General features: G+C 64.8%; 18 protein-coding genes. 4 read left to right on the forward strand and 14 right to left on the reverse strand.

Annotation, left to right across the window (positions count from 1 at the left end):
* Positions 1-13: 13 nt before the first annotated feature.
* The 9 genes from LJ655_RS20260 to LJ655_RS20300 form a co-directional block, all read right to left on the reverse strand.
* On the reverse strand, positions 14-334 hold the full coding sequence (locus LJ655_RS20260; protein ID WP_230563006.1) for an FmdB family zinc ribbon protein: 321 nt from the start codon (positions 332-334) through the stop codon (positions 14-16).
* 171 nt (positions 335-505) lie between these two features.
* Positions 506-1,129, reverse strand: coding sequence for a methyltransferase domain-containing protein (locus LJ655_RS20265; RefSeq protein WP_230563007.1), 624 nt, complete (start codon positions 1,127-1,129; stop codon positions 506-508).
* Positions 1,130-1,135: 6 nt separating this feature from the next.
* Entirely contained in the window at positions 1,136-2,713 is a 1,578-nt protein-coding gene (ubiB, locus tag LJ655_RS20270; RefSeq protein ID WP_230563008.1) for a ubiquinone biosynthesis regulatory protein kinase UbiB, read from the reverse strand.
* Between the two features lie 15 nt (positions 2,714-2,728).
* On the reverse strand, positions 2,729-3,373 hold the full coding sequence (locus LJ655_RS20275) for a ubiquinone biosynthesis accessory factor UbiJ (protein ID WP_230563009.1): 645 nt from the start codon (positions 3,371-3,373) through the stop codon (positions 2,729-2,731).
* Positions 3,374-3,547: 174 nt separating this feature from the next.
* Complete coding sequence (locus LJ655_RS20280; protein ID WP_230563010.1) at positions 3,548-4,546, reverse strand: Tim44 domain-containing protein; 999 nt, start codon at positions 4,544-4,546, stop codon at positions 3,548-3,550.
* 37 nt (positions 4,547-4,583) lie between these two features.
* Positions 4,584-5,315, reverse strand: coding sequence for a bifunctional demethylmenaquinone methyltransferase/2-methoxy-6-polyprenyl-1,4-benzoquinol methylase UbiE (gene ubiE, locus LJ655_RS20285; RefSeq protein ID WP_230563011.1), 732 nt, complete (start codon positions 5,313-5,315; stop codon positions 4,584-4,586).
* Between the two features lie 66 nt (positions 5,316-5,381).
* The gene (locus LJ655_RS20290) at positions 5,382-5,795 is read right to left on the reverse strand and encodes a gamma-butyrobetaine hydroxylase family protein (RefSeq protein WP_230563012.1); all 414 of its coding nucleotides are present in this window, start codon (positions 5,793-5,795) and stop codon (positions 5,382-5,384) included.
* A 95-nt stretch (positions 5,796-5,890) separates the two neighbouring features.
* Complete coding sequence (locus LJ655_RS20295) at positions 5,891-6,319, reverse strand: HIT family protein (RefSeq protein ID WP_230563013.1); 429 nt, start codon at positions 6,317-6,319, stop codon at positions 5,891-5,893.
* Between the two features lie 33 nt (positions 6,320-6,352).
* Entirely contained in the window at positions 6,353-10,447 is a 4,095-nt protein-coding gene (locus LJ655_RS20300) for a DUF3683 domain-containing protein (protein WP_230563014.1), read from the reverse strand.
* A 542-nt stretch (positions 10,448-10,989) separates the two neighbouring features.
* Here LJ655_RS20300 and ilvA point away from each other — a divergent pair.
* Genes ilvA through queF form a run of 3 tightly spaced genes read left to right on the forward strand, consistent with a single transcriptional unit; the run spans position 10,990 to position 14,259 of the window.
* Complete coding sequence (gene ilvA, locus LJ655_RS20305) at positions 10,990-12,513, forward strand: threonine ammonia-lyase, biosynthetic (RefSeq protein WP_230563015.1); 1,524 nt, start codon at positions 10,990-10,992, stop codon at positions 12,511-12,513.
* A gap of 22 nt (positions 12,514-12,535) precedes the next feature.
* Positions 12,536-13,438 (forward strand): 5'-nucleotidase, encoded by a 903-nt coding sequence (locus tag LJ655_RS20310; RefSeq protein ID WP_230563016.1) that lies wholly within the window; start codon positions 12,536-12,538, stop codon positions 13,436-13,438.
* Positions 13,435-14,259, forward strand: coding sequence for an NADPH-dependent 7-cyano-7-deazaguanine reductase QueF (gene queF / locus LJ655_RS20315; protein ID WP_230563017.1), 825 nt, complete (start codon positions 13,435-13,437; stop codon positions 14,257-14,259). Before LJ655_RS20310 ends, queF begins: the two co-directional genes overlap by 4 nt.
* A 92-nt stretch (positions 14,260-14,351) precedes the next feature.
* Here the strand turns inward: queF and LJ655_RS20320 are convergent, their stop codons facing one another.
* The 3 genes from LJ655_RS20320 to LJ655_RS20330 all read right to left on the reverse strand — a co-directional run bounded on the left by LJ655_RS20320 (position 14,352) and on the right by LJ655_RS20330 (position 17,184).
* Entirely contained in the window at positions 14,352-14,738 is a 387-nt protein-coding gene (locus tag LJ655_RS20320) for a RidA family protein (RefSeq protein WP_008923846.1), read from the reverse strand.
* A gap of 70 nt (positions 14,739-14,808) precedes the next feature.
* Positions 14,809-16,290, reverse strand: a complete 1,482-nt coding sequence (locus LJ655_RS20325) for an N-acyl-D-amino-acid deacylase family protein (RefSeq protein ID WP_230563018.1) — start codon at positions 16,288-16,290, stop codon at positions 14,809-14,811.
* Positions 16,291-16,293: 3 nt separating this feature from the next.
* Complete coding sequence (locus LJ655_RS20330; protein WP_230563019.1) at positions 16,294-17,184, reverse strand: MurR/RpiR family transcriptional regulator; 891 nt, start codon at positions 17,182-17,184, stop codon at positions 16,294-16,296.
* Positions 17,185-17,339: 155 nt separating this feature from the next.
* On the opposite strand from LJ655_RS20330, the gene LJ655_RS20335 reads away from it, so the two are divergent.
* Positions 17,340-18,617 carry an amino acid deaminase gene (locus LJ655_RS20335; protein WP_230563020.1) on the forward strand — a complete coding sequence of 426 codons (1,278 nt, stop codon included), beginning with the start codon at positions 17,340-17,342 and terminating at the stop codon, positions 18,615-18,617.
* A 103-nt stretch (positions 18,618-18,720) separates the two neighbouring features.
* Here LJ655_RS20335 and LJ655_RS20340 read toward each other — a convergent pair whose 3' ends face one another.
* Positions 18,721-19,224, reverse strand: a complete 504-nt coding sequence (locus LJ655_RS20340; RefSeq protein WP_230563021.1) for a MarR family winged helix-turn-helix transcriptional regulator — start codon at positions 19,222-19,224, stop codon at positions 18,721-18,723.
* 30 nt (positions 19,225-19,254) lie between these two features.
* Positions 19,255-20,850 (reverse strand): MDR family MFS transporter, encoded by a 1,596-nt coding sequence (locus tag LJ655_RS20345; RefSeq protein WP_230563022.1) that lies wholly within the window; start codon positions 20,848-20,850, stop codon positions 19,255-19,257.
* Positions 20,851-20,872 lie beyond the last annotated feature (22 nt).

Consider the following 20,872-nt stretch of genomic DNA (forward strand, 5'->3'; position numbering starts at 1 on the left):
GGCGGCAGTCCCACTAGGCGCTGCCGGGACCGCTCGGGCTCGCGGCGGCGGGCGCAGCGGGCGCGGCCGGGGCGGCAGTTGCGGCCGGGGCGGTTGCCGCGGCCGGCTCTGACTTCGCTTCCGGCGAGGCCGGCGCGCTCGCGCCGCCGTTGCCGCCGCGGAAATCGGTCACGTACCAGCCTGAACCTTTCAACTGGAAGCCGGCGGCGGTGAGTTGTTTGCTAAAGGTGTCTTTTCCGCACTCGGGACACTGCGTCAACTGGGGGTCGCTCATCTTCTGGAGCACGTCCTTCCCGAAACCGCAAGACCCGCATCGATAAGCGTAGATCGGCATGATCTTTCCTACTCCAAATCGCTACTGAAATCTTGTAAACGCTTGCAAAGCCTTGAATTATAGCCGCAAACGATGTCCGTTCCCCGGATTTCGGGGAAGCGAGCGCATGTTGCGCCCGCCACCACGCCAGATGGGGGCAACCCGCGCCCCCCTCAAGAGCGGCGCGCGCCGTTACCCGCGCCGCCGCCAGGTGAGCCAGCGCTCGCGCCCGGCGAACACGGCGATCGAGTCGTCCACGGCTTCGTCTTCGATCAGCTCGAAGTGCGGCGTGAGCAGCGCGTCGAGCTCGCCGCGCTCGATGCCGAACGGCGGTCCCTTCGGCGTCGCTCCCATAAAAAAGAAGCCCGCGAGCAACGCGCCGGCCGGCAGGAGCTCGGCCATGCGCTGTGCGTAGTCCGTGCGGCGCGCCGGCGGCAGCGCGCAGAAGAACGCGCGCTCATAGATCCACGCCGGAGCGAACGGCGGCGCATAAGTGAAAAAATCCGCCTGCTCGACGAGCGACGCGTGCTGCGCGCCGAGCTGCTCACGCGCCGCCGCAACGGCTGCCGGCGAGAAGTCGATCGCGCGCACCGGGGTACCCTGACGCGCAAGCCAGACCGCTTCGTGTGCGCTGCCGCAGCCCGGAATCAGCACGGCGGCATCCCGGTGCCGTGCAGCGAATGCGCGAAACGCGGACGGCACGCCCGCCTGATCCCATGGCGTGAAGCGGCGCTCGAAGCGTTCGTCCCAGAACTCGGGCGAGTTGGGATCGCGGGTCGCGAAATCAGGTACGGAGGGTTGGGTCGGATCGCTCATCGGATGCTATCCACCGTAAGCTAGCGCCAGAAACGCCCGCGCGAGCATCGCGCCGACGCCCACCGCCACGCCGAACAGCAGCAGACCTTGCAGCAGACGGTTGGTGCGCTTCTGCTCGAGCAGGATCTGGCGGATCACGTCATCGTTCGCGCCGCCGACAGGATGGTGACGCTCGGCCAGCATGTTATGGACGAGGCGCGGCAACTGCGGCAGCGTTTTGCTCCACTGCGGCGCCTCGATCTTCAGACGCTCGTACCAGCCGCGCAAGCCGATCTGCTCGTTCATCCAGCGCTCGAGGTAAGGCTTCGCGGTCTTCCACAGGTCCAGTTCGGGATCGAGCGAACGGCCGAGACCCTCCACGTTCAGCATCGTCTTTTGCAGCAATACGAGCTGCGGTTGGATCTCGACGTTGAAGCGGCGCGACGTCGAAAACAGGCGCATCAGCACCTGGCCGAGAGAAATGTCCTTCAGCGCCCGATCGAAGTACGGTTCACAGACCGCGCGGATCGCGCTTTCGAGCTCCTCGACTCGCGTGCTCGGCGGCACCCAGCCCGACTCCAGATGCAGTGTCGCGACGCGATGGTAGTCGCGCTTGAAGAACGCGAGGAAGTTCTGCGCGAGGTAGTTTTTGTCGAAGTCCGACAGCGCGCCGATGATGCCGAAGTCAAGCGCGATATAACGGCCAAAGTGCGCGGGATCGAGACTCACCTGGATATTGCCGGGATGCATGTCGGCGTGGAAAAAGCCGTCGCGGAACACCTGTGTGAAAAAAATCTCGACACCCTCGCGCGCGAGCTTCGGAATGTCGACGCCCGCCATGCGCAATGTATCGACCTGGCTGATCGGCACACCGACCATGCGCTCCATCACCAGCACCGTGGGCGTGCAGAACTCCCAGTACATCTCGGGCACGAGCAGCAGGTCGAGCCCGTGGAAGTTGCGCCGCAGCTGGCTGCCGTTAGCGGCTTCGCGCATCAGGTCGAGTTCGTCGTGCAGGTACTTGTCGAATTCGGCGACCACCTCGCGCGGCTTCAGACGCTTGCCGTCGGCCCACAGACGTTCCGCCCACACGGCGATGTCACGCAACAGCGCGAGGTCGGAATCGATCACCGGCAACATGTTCGGGCGCAGCACCTTGACCGCGACCGCCTTGCCCGCGTGCTGCCCGGCCTTCACCTTCGCAAAGTGCACCTGCGCGATCGATGCGCTCGCGACCGGCACCCGCTCGAACTCGTCGAACAGCACGTCGACCGGTGCGCCGAGCGACTTCTCGACGAGCGCAATCGCGACCGCCGAATCGAACGGCGGCACCTGGTCCTGCAGCTTCGCGACTTCATTGGCGATATCGACCGGCAGCAGATCGCGACGCGTGGACAGCACCTGGCCGAACTTCACGAAGATCGGCCCGAGGCTTTCGAGCGCGAGCCGCAACCGCACGCCCGGCGGCGCATCGAAGTTGCGGCCGAGCGTCGTGATACGCAGCAGCAGACGCACGCGCCGGTCGTTGATGCGGCTCAGCATCATCTCATCGAGGCCGAAGCGGATGACCGTAAAAAATATCTTGAGAAAACGCAGAAAACGCATGACTGAACCCGTTGACTAGCGCGTGCCGCGCGACGTGGCGGCGCCGCCCGGCGCATGCGCGCCGCGGGCTTCGACCTTCTGTTCGAGACGCTCGATGCGCTTCTCGATGCGCGCGAGCGAATCGCGCGCGCGAGCGAGCTCTGCGTTGAAGTCCGCGAGCGCGGTTCGGCGCACCAGCTGCGGATTCTCGTCGAGCAGATACTCGGCGGCGGTGTCGAGCAGGTTACGGCCGGTGCGCTGCACATGCTCGCCAACCGAGCGCACGAGCGACGTGACGCGCCACGCGGGTCCATCGCCGATCAGCCTGGCGAGATCTTCCTCCGGCTCCCAGCGCAGATGCTCGGCGAGCTTCGCGATCACGGTCGCCAACTCGGCATCACCCTCGATCTTGACGTGCTTCATCACCGCCGCCTGACCACCTTGCAGGAAGGCCGGCAGTGCATCGGACGGCACCGAGATCGTCACGTCGAACCGAGGCGCATCGGCTTCGTCGAGCGTGCCGAGGTAACCGTCGGGCTGCACGAGCAGCGCGAGCACAACTGGCGGACATGACAGGCGAGCGGTCTTGCCCGCGTACGGAGCGAGGCGCTCACGAGCCCACGATTCGCGGGCGAGCAGATGATTGACGGCAGCAGCGAAGGGCTTGGCGGCGAGGGTCATCGAAAGTGGCAAGAAAAAACCCGCGCGAGCGAGGTGCTTGGGCGGGTTCCCATTGTAACGTCCGTTCGCTTCGCGGCCTGCTATGCCGAACGGCCTAAGCCATGCGCGAAGTCAGGAATCGCTCTGCCGTGGCCCGCGCTATTCGAGGCAAGCCCGATCCGAGTCTTCGGCATGTCAGTGCCGCTCCACCTGCTGGATGCCTGCAAGCAGCCAGCCTTCGCCAGCGCGGTTCGACTTCGACAGGTTCCACACTTCGACGAACGGCTCGGCCGCCGCGCCCGGCTGCTCGCGAATCAGACCGGAGAAGCGCACGCTCGCGAAGTGTTCGTTCGCGCGCTCCTCGACGCCGAGCAGCTCGGCGTTCAACTGCACGACGTCGGTCTGGTTGGGCTGCGTGCCGCGCGACGCGAGATCGACGCGCACTTCGGCGAACATTTCCGGCGTAGTGAATTCGCGGATGTCCTCGACATTGCCGACGTCCCATGCAGCCTGCAGACGCACGAAGTAGACCTTCGCGTTGCGCAGGAATGCTTCCGAATCGAAGCCGGCGGGCACCGGCGGCGGCGCGCCGACGGACGGCGTGGTCAGTGGATTGCCTTGCGGCTCGAGGTACGCGCCGGTGGGCGGCGCAGTGTAACGCGGCTCCTGGATATAGTCGGTGGCATTCGTGTTCAGCGACGGCGCCGTGCCCGCATACGCCGGCTGCGAGGTCGTGCGCTTGCGGCCGGTGAAGCGGCGGATCAGCCAGATCACGACCACCGCGATCAACGCGAGCACGATCACGTTGGCGAGCATGCCGGCGAATGCCTCGCCAAGCCCAAAATGCGATAGCAACGCGGCAATGCCGAGACCGGCCGCGAGACCGGCGATCGGTCCGAGCCAGCGATTGCGGTTCGGCGCGGCGGGCGGCGTGGGCGTAGTCGCGGGCGCCGGTTGCGCGCGCTGCTGCGTGGCCTGGTTGTTCTGCGTCGGCTGGGTCGGCGGCGTGGCCTGGCGCTGCTGCACCGTGTTCGATTGACGGCCGATACTGCGACCGCCGCCCATGCGGCGTGCTTCGGCGTCGAGGGAGGCAAGGGTGCCGGCCATCAACAGACCGACCATCGCGATCAGTCCGATTCTCCTCGCGAGCGACCCCTTGACTTTACGAGTAGATAACAAATTCGAATCGGACATTTCACGCTTTCCTTTAAAAATCGATGGGTTAGGAACCCTAGTACTTGGTCCCCACATGCAAAGCTACCACGCCAGCTGACAAATTGTAATATTTGACGCCGTCGAGACCAGCTTGTTCCATCATTGTTTTCAGGGTTTCCTGATCCGGATGCATGCGGATCGATTCCGCCAGGTACTGATAGCTCTGCGCGTCGTTGGCAAAGCGCTCGCCGAGCCACGGCAGCACCTTGAACGAATACACATCGTAGACCTTCTTCAGCGGATCCCAGACCTTCGAGAACTCCAGCACGAGCAGGCGCCCAGCCGGCTTCAGCACACGCCGCATCTCGGCGAGCGCGATATCCTTGTGCGTCATGTTGCGTAGGCCGAACGCGACCGTCACGACGTCGAAGTAGTTGTCCGGAAACGGGATCTTCTCGGCGTCGCAGAGCAGTGTCGGCGTGATGATGCCCTTGTCGAGCAGCCGGTCGCGGCCCACGCGCAGCATCGATTCATTGATGTCGGTATGCCAGACCTCGCCCGTTTCGCCCGCCTGTTTCGCGAACGCCTTCGACAGGTCGCCCGTGCCGCCCGCGATGTCGAGCACCTTGTAACCCGGCCGCACGTTCGCCTGGGCGATCGTGAAGACCTTCCACGCCCGGTGCAATCCGCCCGACATCAGGTCGTTCATCAGGTCGTAGTTGGCGGCCACCGAGTGGAACACCCCCGCCACTTTCCGCGCCTTGTCCTGTTCGTCGACCGATTGAAAGCCGAAGTGGGTTTTGCTCATCGCGCTCGTCCTTTCGCGTGTTCTTGAATGTTGCGCCGCTCGAGCGGCGTTCGGGGGCGAATCGTATCAGTGACAGTGCCCATGCGCAGCGGCGGCGGGCACCATCGGCGTATCGCGGTCGAGGCCGGCCGCTGCCAATTTGGCGAGGTACGCGCGCCAGAGTTCATCCTGACGCACCGCCATGTCGTACAGCAGGTCCCACGAGTAGATGCCGGTGGAGTGTCCGTCGGAGAAGGTCGGCTGCAGCGCGTAGTTGCCGACGCCTTCGATCATCGTGATCGTCACCTCGCGCTTGCCGGTCTGCAGCGTTTCCTGGCCGGGCCCGTGGCCCTGCACTTCCGCCGACGGCGAATATACGCGCAGCAGCTCGAACGGCAGGCGATACGCTTCGCCGTTCGCGTACTGCAGTTCGAGCACGCGCGACTTCGAATGCACGACCACGCCGGTCGGCACTGGAGTCTCGGGAGTCAATCCGCTCATGTTGGCCTCATCAGATAACGGCGGGTGGTAACGACGGTCAGACGCCGCGTGCGCCGGCGCGAGTCCGGCGACGCGGGCGACCGATTCAGCGACGCTCAGCCCAGCGCCTGTTCGATTTCCTGCCGCACCGCTTCGCGCAGCAGCGTGGCGTGCGCCCGACGCGACGACAGCATCGCTTCAGACACCGTGCGCTGGCGCGGCGCCCAGATTGGCAGGGGGAAATGCGCGTCGTTCGAGAAACGCGGAATTACGTGCCAGTGCACGTGCGGCACCTGGTTGCCGAGGCTCGCGAGATTCACCTTGGCGGGCTGCATCACGCGCCGCTGCGCGCGCTCGACCGCGTACACGGCCTTCATCACGTGATCCCGTTCGGCGGCCGACAGGTCCGAAAACTCCGCGACGTGCGCATTCCAGATCACGCGGCAAAAGCCCGGGTAATCGTGTTCGTCGGCGAGGACGACCCGCAGCGAGTCGTCCTGCCACAGCACATCGCCGCCATCTTCACGGCAAAAAACGCAGTCCATCGTCGTCCTCGGCAAAAAACGTTGGTCGTGCCATTAAACCAGCACGCGCTCGATACCGCCATTGTTCGCCCGTTGAACGTAGTCCGCCATCCAGTTCTCGCCCAGAACGTGGCGCGCCATTTCGACCACGATGTAGTCCGCCTCGGTACCCGCGTCTTCGTTGTAGCGCGACAACCCCTGCAGGCAGGACGGGCAGCTCGTAAGGATCTTCACGTCGGTTGCGCCGTTCGGTTGCGGACCGTCGCCAGCCTTCAGCACCGAGCCGTTCGGCGCGCCGGCGGCGCCGGCCGATGCATTGGCTGCGTTGATCGCATTCGCGCCCGCTTCGGCGAGGACCGGAATGCCGCGCAGCTTCGCCGCGCCCTTGCGGATCTCCTCTTCCTTGCGGAAGCGCACCTGCGTGGAGATGTCGGGACGCGTGACCGCGAGCGTGCCCGATTCGCCGCAGCAACGATCGTTCTTCTCTATCTTGTAGCCGTCCTTCTCCGAGCCCATCAGCTGATTGACGAGCTTGACCGGATCCATCGTCTTGATCGGCGAATGGCACGGGTCGTGATACATGTAGCGCACGCCGTTCACGCCGTCGAGCTTGATGCCCTTCTCGAGCAGATACTCGTGAATGTCGACGATCCGGCAGCCCGGGAAGATCTTCTCGAATTCGTAACCGGCGAGCTGGTCGTAGCACGTGCCGCAGGACACCACCACCGTCTTGATGTCGAGATAGTTCAGCGTGTTGGCGACGCGATGGAACAGCACGCGGTTGTCGGTGACGATCTGCTCGGCCTTGTCGTACTGGCCCGAACCCCGCTGCGGATAGCCGCAGCACAGGTAGCCCGGCGGCAGCACGGTCTGCACGCCCGCTTCCCACAGCATCGCCTGGGTCGCGAGACCGACCTGCGAAAACAGCCGCTCGGAGCCGCAGCCCGGGAAGTAGAACACCGCTTCGGTGTCGGCGGTGGTCGTCTTCGGATTGCGGATGATCGGGACGATCTTGTTGTCCTCGATATCGAGCAACGCGCGCGCGGTCTTCTTCGGCAGGTTGCCCGGCATCTTCTTGTTCATGAAGTGGATCACCTGCTGCGTGACCACCGGCTTGCCGACCGTGGCGGGCGGATGCGCGGTCTGCTTTTTCGCGAACTTCTTCAACACCTCGTTGCCGAGACGTTGCGCCTTGTAGCCGACGCCCATCATCGCGGTGCGCGCGAGGTTGATGGTCTGCGGATTGGTCGCGTTCAGGAAGAACATGCCCGCCGCGTTGCCCGCGTTGAACTTCTTCTTGCCCATTTTGCGCAGCAGGTTGCGCATGTTCATCGTCACGTCGCCGAAGTCGATCTTCACCGGACACGGCGTCACACACTTGTGGCAGACGGTGCAGTGATCGGCCACGTCGTTGAATTCGTCCCAGTGCTTGATCGACACGCCGCGGCGCGTCTGCTCTTCGTACAGGAACGCCTCGACCAGCAGGGACGTGGCGAGAATCTTGTTGCGCGGGCTGTACAGCAGGTTCGCGCGCGGCACGTGCGTCGCGCAGACCGGCTTGCACTTGCCGCAGCGCAGGCAGTCCTTGATCGATTCGGAAATCGCGCCGATATCGGACTGCTGCATGATCAGCGATTCGTAGCCCATCAGGCCGAAGCTCGGCGTGTACGCGTTGCGCAGGTCCGCGCCTTCGAGCAGCTTGCCCGCGTTGAAGCGGCCGTGCGGATCGACGCGCTGCTTGTACTTGCGGAATTCGCCGATCTCGTCGTCGGTCAAGAATTCGAGCTTCGTGATGCCGATGCCGTGCTCGCCGGAAATCACGCCGTCGAGCGAACGTGCGAGCTTCATGATGCGCGCGACTGCGACGTGCGCGTCCTGCAGCATCTCGTAGTTGTCGGAGTTGACCGGCAGGTTCGTGTGGACGTTGCCGTCGCCCGCATGCATGTGCAGCGCGACGAACACGCGGCCGCGCAGCACCTGCTTGTGGATCGCCTGGGCTTCGTCGAGGATCGGCTTGAACTCGCCGCCGTTGAAAATCTGCCGCAATTCGGCGCGGATTTCCTGCTTCCACGACACGCGGATCGTGCGGTCCTGCGCAAGGTGGAACACGGTCGCGTCCGGTTGCGCGTCGACGCGATCGGCGAACTTCTCGGCGAACGATTCGTAGCCGAGGCCGACCAGATAGTGCTGCGCCTCGCGCAGCGACAGGTCGAGCTTGTCGCGCACGAACTCCCAGCGCGTGCGCACGCGCGCGAGCAGATCGAGCGCCTGCTGCACGCGGTCTTCGAGCAGTTCGGCGCTCGGGATCTCGTTCGCGTCGTCGCTCTTGCCGAGCGGCAGCTTGCCGCCCTTGAAGAACGCTTCGAGCGCGTCGACCAGTTGCAGCTTGTTCTTCAGCGACAGCTCGATGTTGATGCGCTCGATGCCGTCCGTGTACTCGCCCATGCGGTCGAGCGGAATCACGACGTCTTCGTTGATCTTGAACGCGTTGGTGTGCTTCGCGATTGCGGCGGTGCGGCTGCGGTCGAGCCAGAAGCGCTTGCGGGCTTCGGCGCTGACCGCGACGAAGCCTTCGCCGCTCTTGCCGTTGGCCATGCGCACGACTTCCGAAGTGGCCTGCGCGACCGCGTCGGCATCGTTGCCGACGATGTCGCCGATCAGCACCATCTTTGGAAACGCATTGCGCTTGCTCTTGGTCGCATAGCCGACCGCGCGCAGATAACGCTCGTCCAGATGCTCGAGACCGGCCAGAATCGCGCCGCCCTGGCGCGAGGTCTCGAACAGATAGTCCTTGATTTCGACGATGCTCGGAATCGCCTCGCGCGCCTGGCCGAAGAACTCGAGACAGACGGTGCGCGTATGCGCGGGCATCTTGTGCAGCACCCAGCGCGCGGACGTGATGAGCCCGTCGCAGCCTTCCTTCTGCACGCCCGGCAGGCCGGCGAGGAATTTGTCGGTGACGTCCTTGCCGAGACCTTCCTTGCGGAACACGCGGCCTTTGATGTCCAGCGCTTCGGTGCGCAATAGCTTCTCACCCGGCGCGTAGTTGCCGTCGAACCACTTCAGCTCGAACCGCGCGACTTCGATGTCGTGGATCTTGCCCATGTTGTGCTCGAGACGCGTGACTTCGAGCCAGTTCCCTTCCGGGTCGACCATGCGCCACCACGCGAGGTTGTCGAGCGCCGTGCCCCACAGCACCGCCTTCTTGCCGCCTGCGTTCATCGCGACGTTGCCGCCGACGCAGGACGCGTCGAGCGAAGTCGGATCGACCGCGAACACGAAGCCGGCCTGCTCGGCCGCCTCGGTCACGCGGCGCGTGACGACGCCCGCGCCCGAGAAAATCGTCGCGACCTTGCGATCGACGCCGGGCAGCTCGGTCATTTCGACCGGGCCGAGCTGCTCGAGCTTTTCGGTGTTGATGACGGCCGAGAACGGCGTGAGCGGCACCGCGCCGCCCGTGTAGCCGGTGCCGCCCCCGCGCGGAATCACCGTCAGGCCAAGTTCGAAGCAGGCCTTGACCATGCCGGCGATCTCGGCTTCCGAGTCCGGAGTCAGCACGACGAACGGGTACTCTACGCGCCAGTCGGTCGCGTCGGTCACGTGCGCGACGCGCGACAGGCCGTCGAACTTGATGTTGTCTTTCTGCGTGACCTTGCCGAGCACGCGCGTGGCTCGGCGGCGCAGGTCGTAGGTCTGCTGGAATTCGCTGGCGAATTCGTCGATCGCGCGGCGCGCGGCCTGCACGAGCTTTTCGACGCGCGCCGCGCGATCGACGCCGGCTTCGTCGCCGTGTTCGCGCAGATCGGCGCGGCGGCGCTTCTCGATTTCGGCGAGACGGTGATTGAGCGCCTCGATCAGGAGCGCGCGGCGCTTCGGGTTGTCGAGCAGGTCATCCTGCAGATACGGATTGCGGCGCACGACCCAGATATCGCCGAGCACTTCATACAGCATGCGCGCCGAGCGGCCGGTGCGGCGTTCGGCGCGCAGTTCGGCGAGCGCGTCCCAGGCGGCATTGCCGAGCAGGCGGATGACGATTTCGCGGTCCGAGAACGACGTGTAGTTATAGGGAATTTCGCGCAGACGCGCTTCGGGATCGGCGGCCACCGCGGCGGCGGCGCCGTGCGGATCGAAAACTTGAGGTGCGTTCATGTTTGGACGACTCGGTAGGTCGGCCCGACGCGCTCGTCACGAGGCGTCGGCCGACAATGCGCGTGGGGCGCAATGCTTGAAATCTTCTAGGGCTTCCAGGGGAGCGAGCACGACCGGCGGCCAACTCACGGCGGTCGCTTCGCGGCACTCAGAGACAGCTACACGATCGTGCGTGGCGGACATGCCGCTCCGCCGCGGGGCAGGATTCGCGCGGGACGGGCATCAAATGGGCGATCCGAGGCTGCCAGTGCATCTTCCGATCCTTATTCCAAAACGAAATTCTACCGCATCATTCCGCCCCGCGTTGACGGCGGGAATCACGGCAGCGGCGGGAGCTGGCAGGTTTTGGAGACGAATCCGGGGGCGTTTCGCGCCCCGCCGATCGACCGACCGGGCGGTCGGGCGAAACTCGATCACGCAATTCAAAGCCGTCGGCCAAAAGCATGGCGCCTTTCCGCGAAACGCGGAGAGCGGCCAGAGCGGGCACCGTTGGCGCTATCATTGACCCTTTCCCGTCTTATACAGCGCACCGCGCAACCCGCATGGCTTCCCACGATTACCTGAAAAAGACCCTGACCGCGCGCGTCTACGACGTGGCGCGCGAGACCGAACTCGAACGCGCGCCGAACCTGTCGGCGCGGCTGCGCAATCCGGTCTACCTGAAGCGCGAGGACAACCAGCCGGTGTTCTCGTTCAAGCTGCGCGGCGCGTACAACAAGATGGCGCATATTCCGGCCGAGGCGCTCGGACGCGGCGTGATCACCGCCTCGGCGGGCAATCATGCGCAGGGCGTGGCGTTGTCCGCCGCACGCATGGGCGTGAAGGCGATCATCGTCGTGCCGGTGACGACGCCGCAGCTCAAGGTCGACGCGATCCGCACGCACGGCGGGCCAACGGTCGAGGTCGTGCAGTTCGGCGAGTCGTACAGCGACGCCTATGGCCACGCGCTCAAGCTGCAGGAAGAACGCGGGCTGACCTTCGTGCATCCGTTCGATGACCCCTATGTGATCGCCGGCCAGGGCACGGTGGCGATGGAAATCCTCAGCCAGCACCAGGGCCCGATTCACGCGATCTTCGTGCCGATCGGCGGCGGCGGTCTCGCGGCGGGTGTCGCTGCGTACGTGAAATCGGTGCGCCCGGAGATCAAGGTGATCGGCGTGCAGACCGATGACTCGTGCGCGATGGCTGCCTCGCTGAAGGCGGGCGAGCGCGTGACGCTGAACGAAGTGGGCCTGTTCTCCGACGGCACCGCGGTGAAACTCGTGGGCGAAGAAACGTTCCGCCTGTGCAGCGAATATCTCGACGAAGTGCTGCTCGTGAATACGGACGCCCTGTGCGCCGCCATCAAGGACGTATTCCAGGACACGCGCAGCGTGCTCGAACCGGCGGGCTCGCTGGCGGTGGCGGGCGCCAAGCAGTATGCCGAGCGCGAAGGCATCGAGAACCAGACGCTGATCGCGATCACCTCGGGCGCGAACATGAACTTCGACCGCATGCGCTTCGTCGCCGAGCGCGCGGAGGTGGGCGAAGCGCGCGAGGCGGTATTCGCGGTGACGATTCCCGAGGAGCGCGGCAGCTTCAGGCGCTTCTGCGAACTGGTCGGCACGCGCAGCGTCACCGAATTCAACTACCGGATCGCCGACGCGAACTCGGCGCATATCTTCGTCGGCGTGCAGACCCGCAATCGCAGCGAATCGGCGCAGATCGCGGGCGCCTTCGAAGCGCACGGCTTCGCCACCGTCGATCTGACCTTCGACGAACTGTCGAAGCAGCACATCCGCTACATGGTCGGCGGCCGCTCGCCGCTCGCGCGCGATGAGCGACTTTTCCGCTTCGAGTTTCCGGAGCGCCCGGGTGCGTTGATGAAATTCCTGTCGTCGATGGCGCCGAACTGGAACATCAGCCTGTTCCACTATCGCAACCAGGGCGCGGACTACAGCTCGATTCTGGTTGGCATCCAGGTGCCGGAAAGCGATCACCAGGCGTTCGAGCGCTTCATCGAAACGCTCGGCTATCCGTGCTGGGAAGAGACGAGAAATCCGGTCTACCGCCTCTTCCTCGCCTGATCTCTCCGGATAGAACGAAACGATGGCGCTTTCGCTTGCCGACAAACTGGTGGTCGCAATCTCGTCGCGCGCGCTGTTCGACTTCGAGGAAGAGAACCGCGTGTACGAGGCGGGCGACCTGAAGGCCTACGAAGCGTTGCAGCGCGAGCGTCTGAACGTGCCCGCGAAACCGGGCGTCGCGTTTGCGCTGATCCGCAAGCTGCTCGCGCTGAACGCCGGCGGTCATCGCGTCGAAGTGGTGATCCTGTCGCGCAGCGATCCGATCAGCGGCCTGCGCGCGTTTCATTCGTGCCGCGAACACGGGCTCGCGATCGAGCGCGGTGTGTTCACGCGCGGCCGCGCGCCGTTCGGTTATCTGAAACCGTTGAACGCGTCGCTGTTTCTGTCGGCGAATCAGCAGGACGTGCGCGATGCGCTCGCCGCCGGTTTCCCGGCCGCACGCGTGTTGCCGGAATCGACGAAAATGGCGAGTAAATACCCGGACGAAATCCGCATTGCGTTCGACGGCGACGCGGTCCTGTTTTCCGATGAAGCCGAGCGCATCTTCCAGAAGGACGGCCTGCGCGCGTTCGTCGGTCACGAGATCGACAACAAGCATCTGCCGCTCGCGGACGGTCCGCTCAAGCCGCTGCTCGAAGCACTGCATCGGCTGCAAAAACTCGCGGACGCGGCCGCCCCGATGCGCATTCGTACCGCTTTGGTCACCGCACGCTCGGCGCCCGCGCACGAGCGCGCGATCCGCACCCTGATGGCATGGAACATCGAAATCGACGAAGCGATGTTCCTCGGCGGCCTCGACAAGAGCGCATTCTTGCGCGAGTTCGAGCCCGACTTTTTCTTCGACGACCAGATTGGCCACTGCGAATCGGCCCGTGTCGTAACGGCGACCGGGCACGTGCTGAGTGGCATCGTGAACGCATCATGACACCCGAACAATCCCCGCTCGGTAAGTCCTCGACTTACTCCGAACAATACGATCCGAGGCTGCTGTTTCCGATTGCGCGCAGCAATGCGCGCGAAGCGATCGGCATCACGGCGCGACTGCCGTTTTTCGGCACCGACATCTGGAACGCCTACGAGCTGTCGTGGCTCAACGCGCGCGGCAAGCCGCAGATCGCGGTCGCGACGTTCTTCGTGCCGGCCGACTCCCCGAACATCGTCGAATCGAAATCGTTCAAGCTCTATCTCGGCTCGTTCGCGCAGACCGCTTTCGACTCCCCCGAAAGCGTGCGGGACACGATCAGGCGCGACGTGTCAGCATCGTGCGGCGCGACGGTCTCGGTGCATCTGAGCACACCGCACGAATTCGGCAAGCTGAAGATGGAAGAGTTCGACGGCCTGTCTCTGGACCGGCTCGATCTCGAGGCGAGCATCTATCAGCCGGACGCGTCGCTACTGAGCGCGGCGCACGACGAAGCGCCGGTCGAGGAAACACTGTTCTCGAACCTGCTGAAGTCGAACTGCCCAGTGACCGGTCAACCGGACTGGGGCAGCGTGCAGATCCACTACGCCGGCCCGCAGATCGATCATGCTGGACTGTTGCGCTACATCATCTCGTACCGCAATCACACCGGCTTTCACGAGCAATGCGTCGAGCGGATCTTCGTCGACATCATGAAGATGTGCAAGCCGCTGAAGCTCGCGGTGTACGCGCGTTATACGCGCCGCGGCGGGCTCGACATCAATCCGTTCCGCACCAACTACAACCTGCCGATGCCGGACAACATGCGACTTGCGCGGCAGTAACGCACGCGAAACGCACAGCGGTAAACGCGACGAGGGCGCCGCAGACCATCACTGGCTGCGGCGCCCTCGTCATATGCAAGCCGTCAAGGCGGTCAGGCCGCCGGCTTCTTGTAAGCGACGCAATCCACCTCAACTTTGCAGTCGATCACCATCGACGACACCACACACGCGCGCGCCGGCGGATTCTCGCCAAAGTACTCGCGAAATACCTTGTTGAACGAGGCGAAGTCGCGCGGATCGTCGAGCCACACGCCGCAACGAACGACGTGCTCGGCGCCATAGCCCGCTTCCTTCAGGATCGCGAACACATTCTGGATCGCCTTGTGCGATTGCTCGACGATGCCGCCGTTGATCACTTCGCCGTTTTCCATCGGCGTCTGGCCCGACACGAACAGCCAGCCGTCCGCCTCGACCGCACGCGCAAACGGCATCACCTGACCGCCCGTTCCCTTTCCGCCTTCCACGCCATATCGCTTCATCGTCACACTCCTCAAAAAGTCGGGCACGCGCGGCGCCCTCGCCGCGCATGCCGCCATCAATCGATAAAAATCAGAACGCGCCTTGCGCATCGCCCTTCGACGGCGCGCCGCGCGTGAGCAACCGGCCGGCGCGCTCGCCCGTCACCGCGCCATCGCGATACGACAGCACGCCGTTGACCCATACCGCGTCGATGCCGGCTGCCGGCTGCTGCGGTTTGTCGAACGTTGCCGCATCGTGCACCTTCGCCGGATCGAACAGCACGAGATCGGCGTGATAGCCGATATGCACCTCGCCGCGCTGCGCGAGACCGAACCGGCGCGCGGACAGGCTCGTCATTTTGCGCACCGCCTCTTCGAGCGGCAGCAGCGCGGCATCGCGCACGTAGTGGCCGAGCACGCGCGGAAAAGCGCCCCAAAGACGCGGGTGGGGCAGCGGATCGTTCGGCAGGCCGTCCGAGCCGACCATCGTCGCCGGATGCGACAGGATGCGCCGCACGTCGTCTTCGGACATGTTGTGATAGACCGCGCCCGCCGGTTGCAGACGCTTGCCCGCTTCCTGCTGCGAGACGCCCCACTCGGCCGCGATCTCCTTGATGAGCTTGCCCGCCATCTCCGGATGCGGTTCCGACCAGGTAATCGTAATGTCGATGTCGCCTGTCACCTGCTTCAGATCGAGCGTGGACGAACTGCGGTTGTACGGATAGCAGTCGCAACCGACCGGCTGCGAGCCGCGCGCACCTTCGAGCGACTTCAGCACCTCGACGCTGCGCCCCCAATTCGACGGCCCCGCGCACTTCAGATGCGAGATCACCACCGGCACACGCGCATGACGGCCGATGCGGTACGCCTCGTCCATCGCATCGAGAATCGCGTCGAACTCGGTGCGCATGTGCGTCGTGTACAGCGCGCCCGCGGCGGCGAGCGGCTCGGCGAGCGCCATCACTTCCTCGGTCGGCGCGGCGAACGCCGAACCATACGCGAGCCCCGAGCTGAGACCCAATGCGCCGTGCGCGAGCGCTTCCTCGAGCTGCGCACGCATGCCGTCGATTTCCTGCGGAGTCGCCGCGCGATCGAGCCGGTCCATCTGGTTGTTGCGCAACGCCGTGTGGCCGATCAGCGCGCCGACGTTCACCGCCGGCCGCGCGACATTCACTGCGTTCACGTAGTCGGCGAAGGTCGGGTACTGGAATGCGTCGCGCTCGCCGAGCAGGTTCATCGGATCGGGTGGATCGCCCTTCAGCGACACCGGCGACGCGCTGATCCCGCAATTGCCGACGATCACCGTCGTCACGCCCTGGGTGATCTTCGGCAGCATCTGCGGCGAGCGGATCACGTGCGTGTCGTCGTGCGTATGCACGTCGATGAAGCCCGGCGCGAGCGCGCGACCCTCGGCCTCGATCACCTCTTCGGCAAGCCAGTTCGACAGATTGCCGATCGCGGCGATGCGCCCGTCGCGGATTGCCACGTCGCGCTCGACGGGCGGTGCACCCGTGCCGTCGTAGAGTTGCGCGCCGACGATCAGGGTATCGGCGGCTTCTGGATGCGAATGCATGGATCAATCTCCTAACGGTTGTCGATCACCGCCGCCGCGGTGCGCGTCGAGCGCGTGCTTCATACGGCGCAGCAATTCGCGGCTCTCGTCGCCCTGACTGACGGCCAGCTCGGTGACGAGCACATCGAGCGCCATCATCATCGCGTAACGGGATGACGACGGCTTGTAGATGAAATCGGTTTCGAACGCGACGATCGGGATCAGCCAGTCGGCGAGCTTCGCCAAAGGCGACGCGGGCGCGGTCAGCGCGATTACGGTTGCGCCGTAGCTGCGCGCGATCTTGCAGTTCTCGACCATCTCGGGCACGCGGCCGGTGGCGGACAGCACGACGACCGTGCAGTCGCGCGAAACCGTGCTCGCCACCATACGCTGCAACAGCGCATCCTGATACGTCGCGACCGGGCGGCCAAGACGCACGAGCCGGAAACGCATCTCGTCGGCAAGCGCGGTCGAGCCGCCGCCCATGCCGAACACGTAGATCATGCGCGCGGCGCGCAGCGCGGCCGCCGCTTCGGCGAGCGGCGCCTGGCGCAGCAGTTGGTGGTTGCGCGCGAGCGCGGTTTGCAGTTCGTCGAATACGCGGGTGGCGATCGGCTCGGGTCCGCCGCTTGGCACCTCGCGCGCGAGAAAACGCTGACCGACCGCGGCCGCCTGCGCGAGCCGCAGCTTCAGTTCGCGCACGTCGCGGCAGCCGACCGCCTTCGCGAAGCGCGTGACGGTCGCGACGCTCACCTCGGCCTGCTGCGCGAGCGCACCGATGCTGGCGCGCGACGCGCCGGTCAGATCGTCGAGGATCAGCGCGGCGACCTTGCGTTCCGCCGAACGCAACTCTGGCGCGCATTCGGCGATGCGCGCAACGATGTCGAATGCGAGCGGTTCGGCGCTACTGTTCATGGCGGACGGTGGAGTTGGCGACAGGGCTTTCGCGGGCCTTTGCGGCAGCCTTCGAAACCCGTGGTACTAAATAACATATCTCCAGACATCGTACTTTCGGTAACATGGTAAAGTCAAATCTGATGCAATTTAACCGGACGATGGAGCACGGAGACATGAAAGTTACAAACTATCAGGGCGCGACGATTGATCCTTTTAGCAAGGGCTTGGGCATGGTTCCGGGCACCAGCGTCCAGCTAAAGGACGCCGCGCGCCTCGAATGGAACCTGCTCGCCGAGGACGTCAGCCTGCCGGCCGCCGTGCTGTACGAGGATCGCGTCGAGCACAACCTGAAGTGGATGCAGGCGTTCGTCGCCGAATATGGCGTCAAGCTCGCGCCGCACGGCAAGACCACGATGGCGCCGCAACTGTTTCGCCGTCAGCTCGAAACCGGCGCGTGGGGCATCACGCTCGCCACGGCCCACCAGGTGCGCGCGGCGTACCACGGGGGTGTGTCCCGCATCCTGATGGCGAACCAGCTGGTCGGCCGCCACAACATGATGATGATCGCCGAATTGCTCACCGATCCGGAGTTCGAGTTCTTCTGCCTCGTCGATTCGGCCGAAGGCGTCGAACAGCTCGGCGAATTCTTCACGTCGGCGAAGAAGCAGCTGCAGGTGCTGCTCGAACTCGGCGTGCCGGGCGGGCGCACCGGCGTGCGCGATGAAGCGCAGCGCAATGCCGTGCTGGATGCGATCGCCCGCTATCCGGACGTGTTGAAGCTCGCGGGCGTCGAGCTGTACGAAGGCGTGCTGAAGAAAGAACCCGAGGTGCGCGCGTTCCTGCAAGGCGCGGTCGCGGTGACGCGCGAGCTCGTCGAGCAGGGTCGTTTCGCGCGCTCGCCGGCGGTGCTATCGGGCGCGGGCTCGGCGTGGTACGACGTGGTCGCCGAAGAGTTCGCGCAGGCGACGCAATCCGGCAAGGTCGAGGTCGTGCTGCGCCCGGGCTGCTACCTGACGCATGACGTCGGCATCTATCGCAAGGCGCAGACCGACATCTTCAAGCGCAATCCGGTCGCGAAGAAAATGGGCGAAGGGCTGTTGCCGGCGCTGCAATTGTGGGCGTACGTGCAGTCCATTCCGGAGCCGGATCGCGCGATCATCGGCCTCGGCAAACGCGACTCCGCGTTCGACGCCGGCATGCCTGAACCGGCGCGCCACTATCGGCCGGGCAACGAAGCGCCGCGCGATATCGCCGCGAGCGAGGGGTGGGAAATCTTCGGCCTGATGGACCAGCACGCGTATCTGCGAATTCCCGCCGGCGCCGATCTGAAAGTCGGCGACATGATCGCGTTCGACATCTCGCATCCGTGCCTGACGTTCGACAAGTGGAAGCAGGTGCTGGTCGTCGATCCGCAGTATCGCGTGAAGGAAGTGATCGAGACGTTCTTCTGAGTGGATCGCGCCGCGCTGACTGAAACGCCGGCTTTGCCGCCATAAAAAAAGGCTGGGCGCCCAAAGGCGCCCAGCCTTTTTTATCGCCCGCACGCAGCAAGAATTACGCGCGCTGCCCGGCCCCGTCTCCCGGGCTCTCCTGCGCCGCCGCGGCGGCCACGGCCGCTTCGCCCGCATTGGACATCACTTCACCGATGCGCGTCTCCAGCATTTTCAACGCGCTCGACAAGGCCCCAAGCACCTCGTCCGGCAATGCCGCCATCGTGTCGTGCAAAAACGCATTGCGACGCGGCAGGCTTGCCTCGGTGGCGGCGTAGCCCGCTTCGGTCAGGCGCACGTTGGTCACGCGGTTATCGCGCGTATCCATGCTTCGTGCGATCCAGCCCATGCCTTCGAGTGTCTTCAACTGCCGCGTGAGCGCGCCCGGATCGACGCGCAGCCGCTCGACGAGCCGCTTCTGCGACGACTCGCCGTCCTGCTCGCGTAGCTCGAGCAGAATGCGCCAGCGTGGCAACGGATGCCCGACCTGGGCCTCGAATGCCGACATGAACGACCGATACGTGCGGCCAAATTGCTGCACGACGGCGACGCGATCCTGTTCTTCCATGTTCTGCCTGTCCAACATCAAGTCCAAAAATCAGTCCGCGTGAGTCACGGGTTCGAGCCTGCGCCTCAGCTTGATCGGCGGCACCCGGCTGGATTGCCACACCGACACGACGGCGATCGCCGCGGCTATCGCGAGCCCCAGATGAATCGCCGCGACCAGCGCCTCGCGCGCGCTTTCGAGCAGCATCGCGCCGTTGTGGCCCGCGTGCGTCAACTGGCCGACGAGCGTGGTCTGCGCGTCGCGGTTGATCAGGATCTGCGGATCGCCGAGATCGGCGAACCAGTGCGACGCGCCCGCGCCTTCGAGCGCATTGCGCACGCCGCTCCTGTACATATGGGTCACGAGCGTGCCGGTCAGCGCCGTGCCGATCATGCCGCCGATCATCCGCAGCGACTGCAGCAGCGCGGTCGCGATGCCGAGGTGCTCGCGGCCGGCGGTCTGCTGCGCGAAGATCGTCAGGTTCGGCATCACGAAGCCGAGCCCGAGGCCGCCGACGATCATGAACGACATCAACACCCATTGCTGCATCGAGCGGGTCGCCACGACGACGCCAAGGCATGACAGAGCGACCATCGCAAAGCCGATGTACAGCATCAGGTTCGGATTCTTCACTCGCGACACGACGCGCCCGTTCGTGATGCTGCCGATCGTGATGAACACGACGAGCGGCGTAATCACGATGCCCGCCTCTTTCGGCGACATGCCGAAGCCGCCCTGGAACAGCAGCGGCGCATAGAACAGCAGCGAGAACATCGTGAAGCCGCCGAGCACGGCCAGCGTGAACAGCGCGGCGAGACTGCGGTTGCGGAACATGTCGACCGGCAGGATCGCGGTCGGGCAGCGCTTTTCCCATTTCCACAGCGAGACGGCCGACGCGACGCTCAACCCGAGCAACGCAAGCGCGCTTAGCGTGATACCGTGCTTCGGCAGCAATTCGACGAACAACTGCAGCGAGCCGAGCGCAATTGCGATCAGCAGCGCGCCGGGCCAGTCGAGCCGCATCTTGGCGGTATGCTCGACGTGCCGCAGATGCGGCAGGAAACGCCAGACGAAAAATAGCGACAGCAGCCCGACCGGCAGATTCACGTAGAACACCGAACGCCAGCCGTAGTACTGCGTCAGAAAACCGCCGAGCGACGGGCCGATCGCATTCGCGATGCCGAACGCCGAGCTCATCATCACCTGCCAGCGCAGCCGCACGACGGAATCGGGGAACAGATCGGGAATGCAGGCGAACGCGGTTCCGACCAGCATGCCGCCACCGATGCCCTGCAGCCCTCGCGCGAGCACGAGAAACAGCATGCTGTTGGCCGCGCCGCACAACACCGATGCGCCGGTAAATACGACGATCGACGCGATCACGAACGGCTTGCGCCCGTAGTAGTCACCGAGCCGCCCGAAGACAGGAACGGTGATCACCGAGCTCAGCAGATACGACGTGGCCACCCATGCGTACAGCTCGAAGCCGCGAAGTTCGGACACGATGGTGGGCAGAGCGGTACCGACCACGGTCTGGTCGAGCGCGACCAGCATCGTGACGAACGAGATGCCGAGCATGGCCAGCAGGGATTCGCGGAACGGTAAGACTTGCCCACTCGAATGGTGGGCGGCGGTGTGGACAGCCATTCTTGACGGGCGCAAAAGTTGA

It is taken from the genome of Paraburkholderia translucens, assembly GCF_020881035.1.
Taxonomy (GTDB): domain Bacteria; phylum Pseudomonadota; class Gammaproteobacteria; order Burkholderiales; family Burkholderiaceae; genus Paraburkholderia; species Paraburkholderia translucens.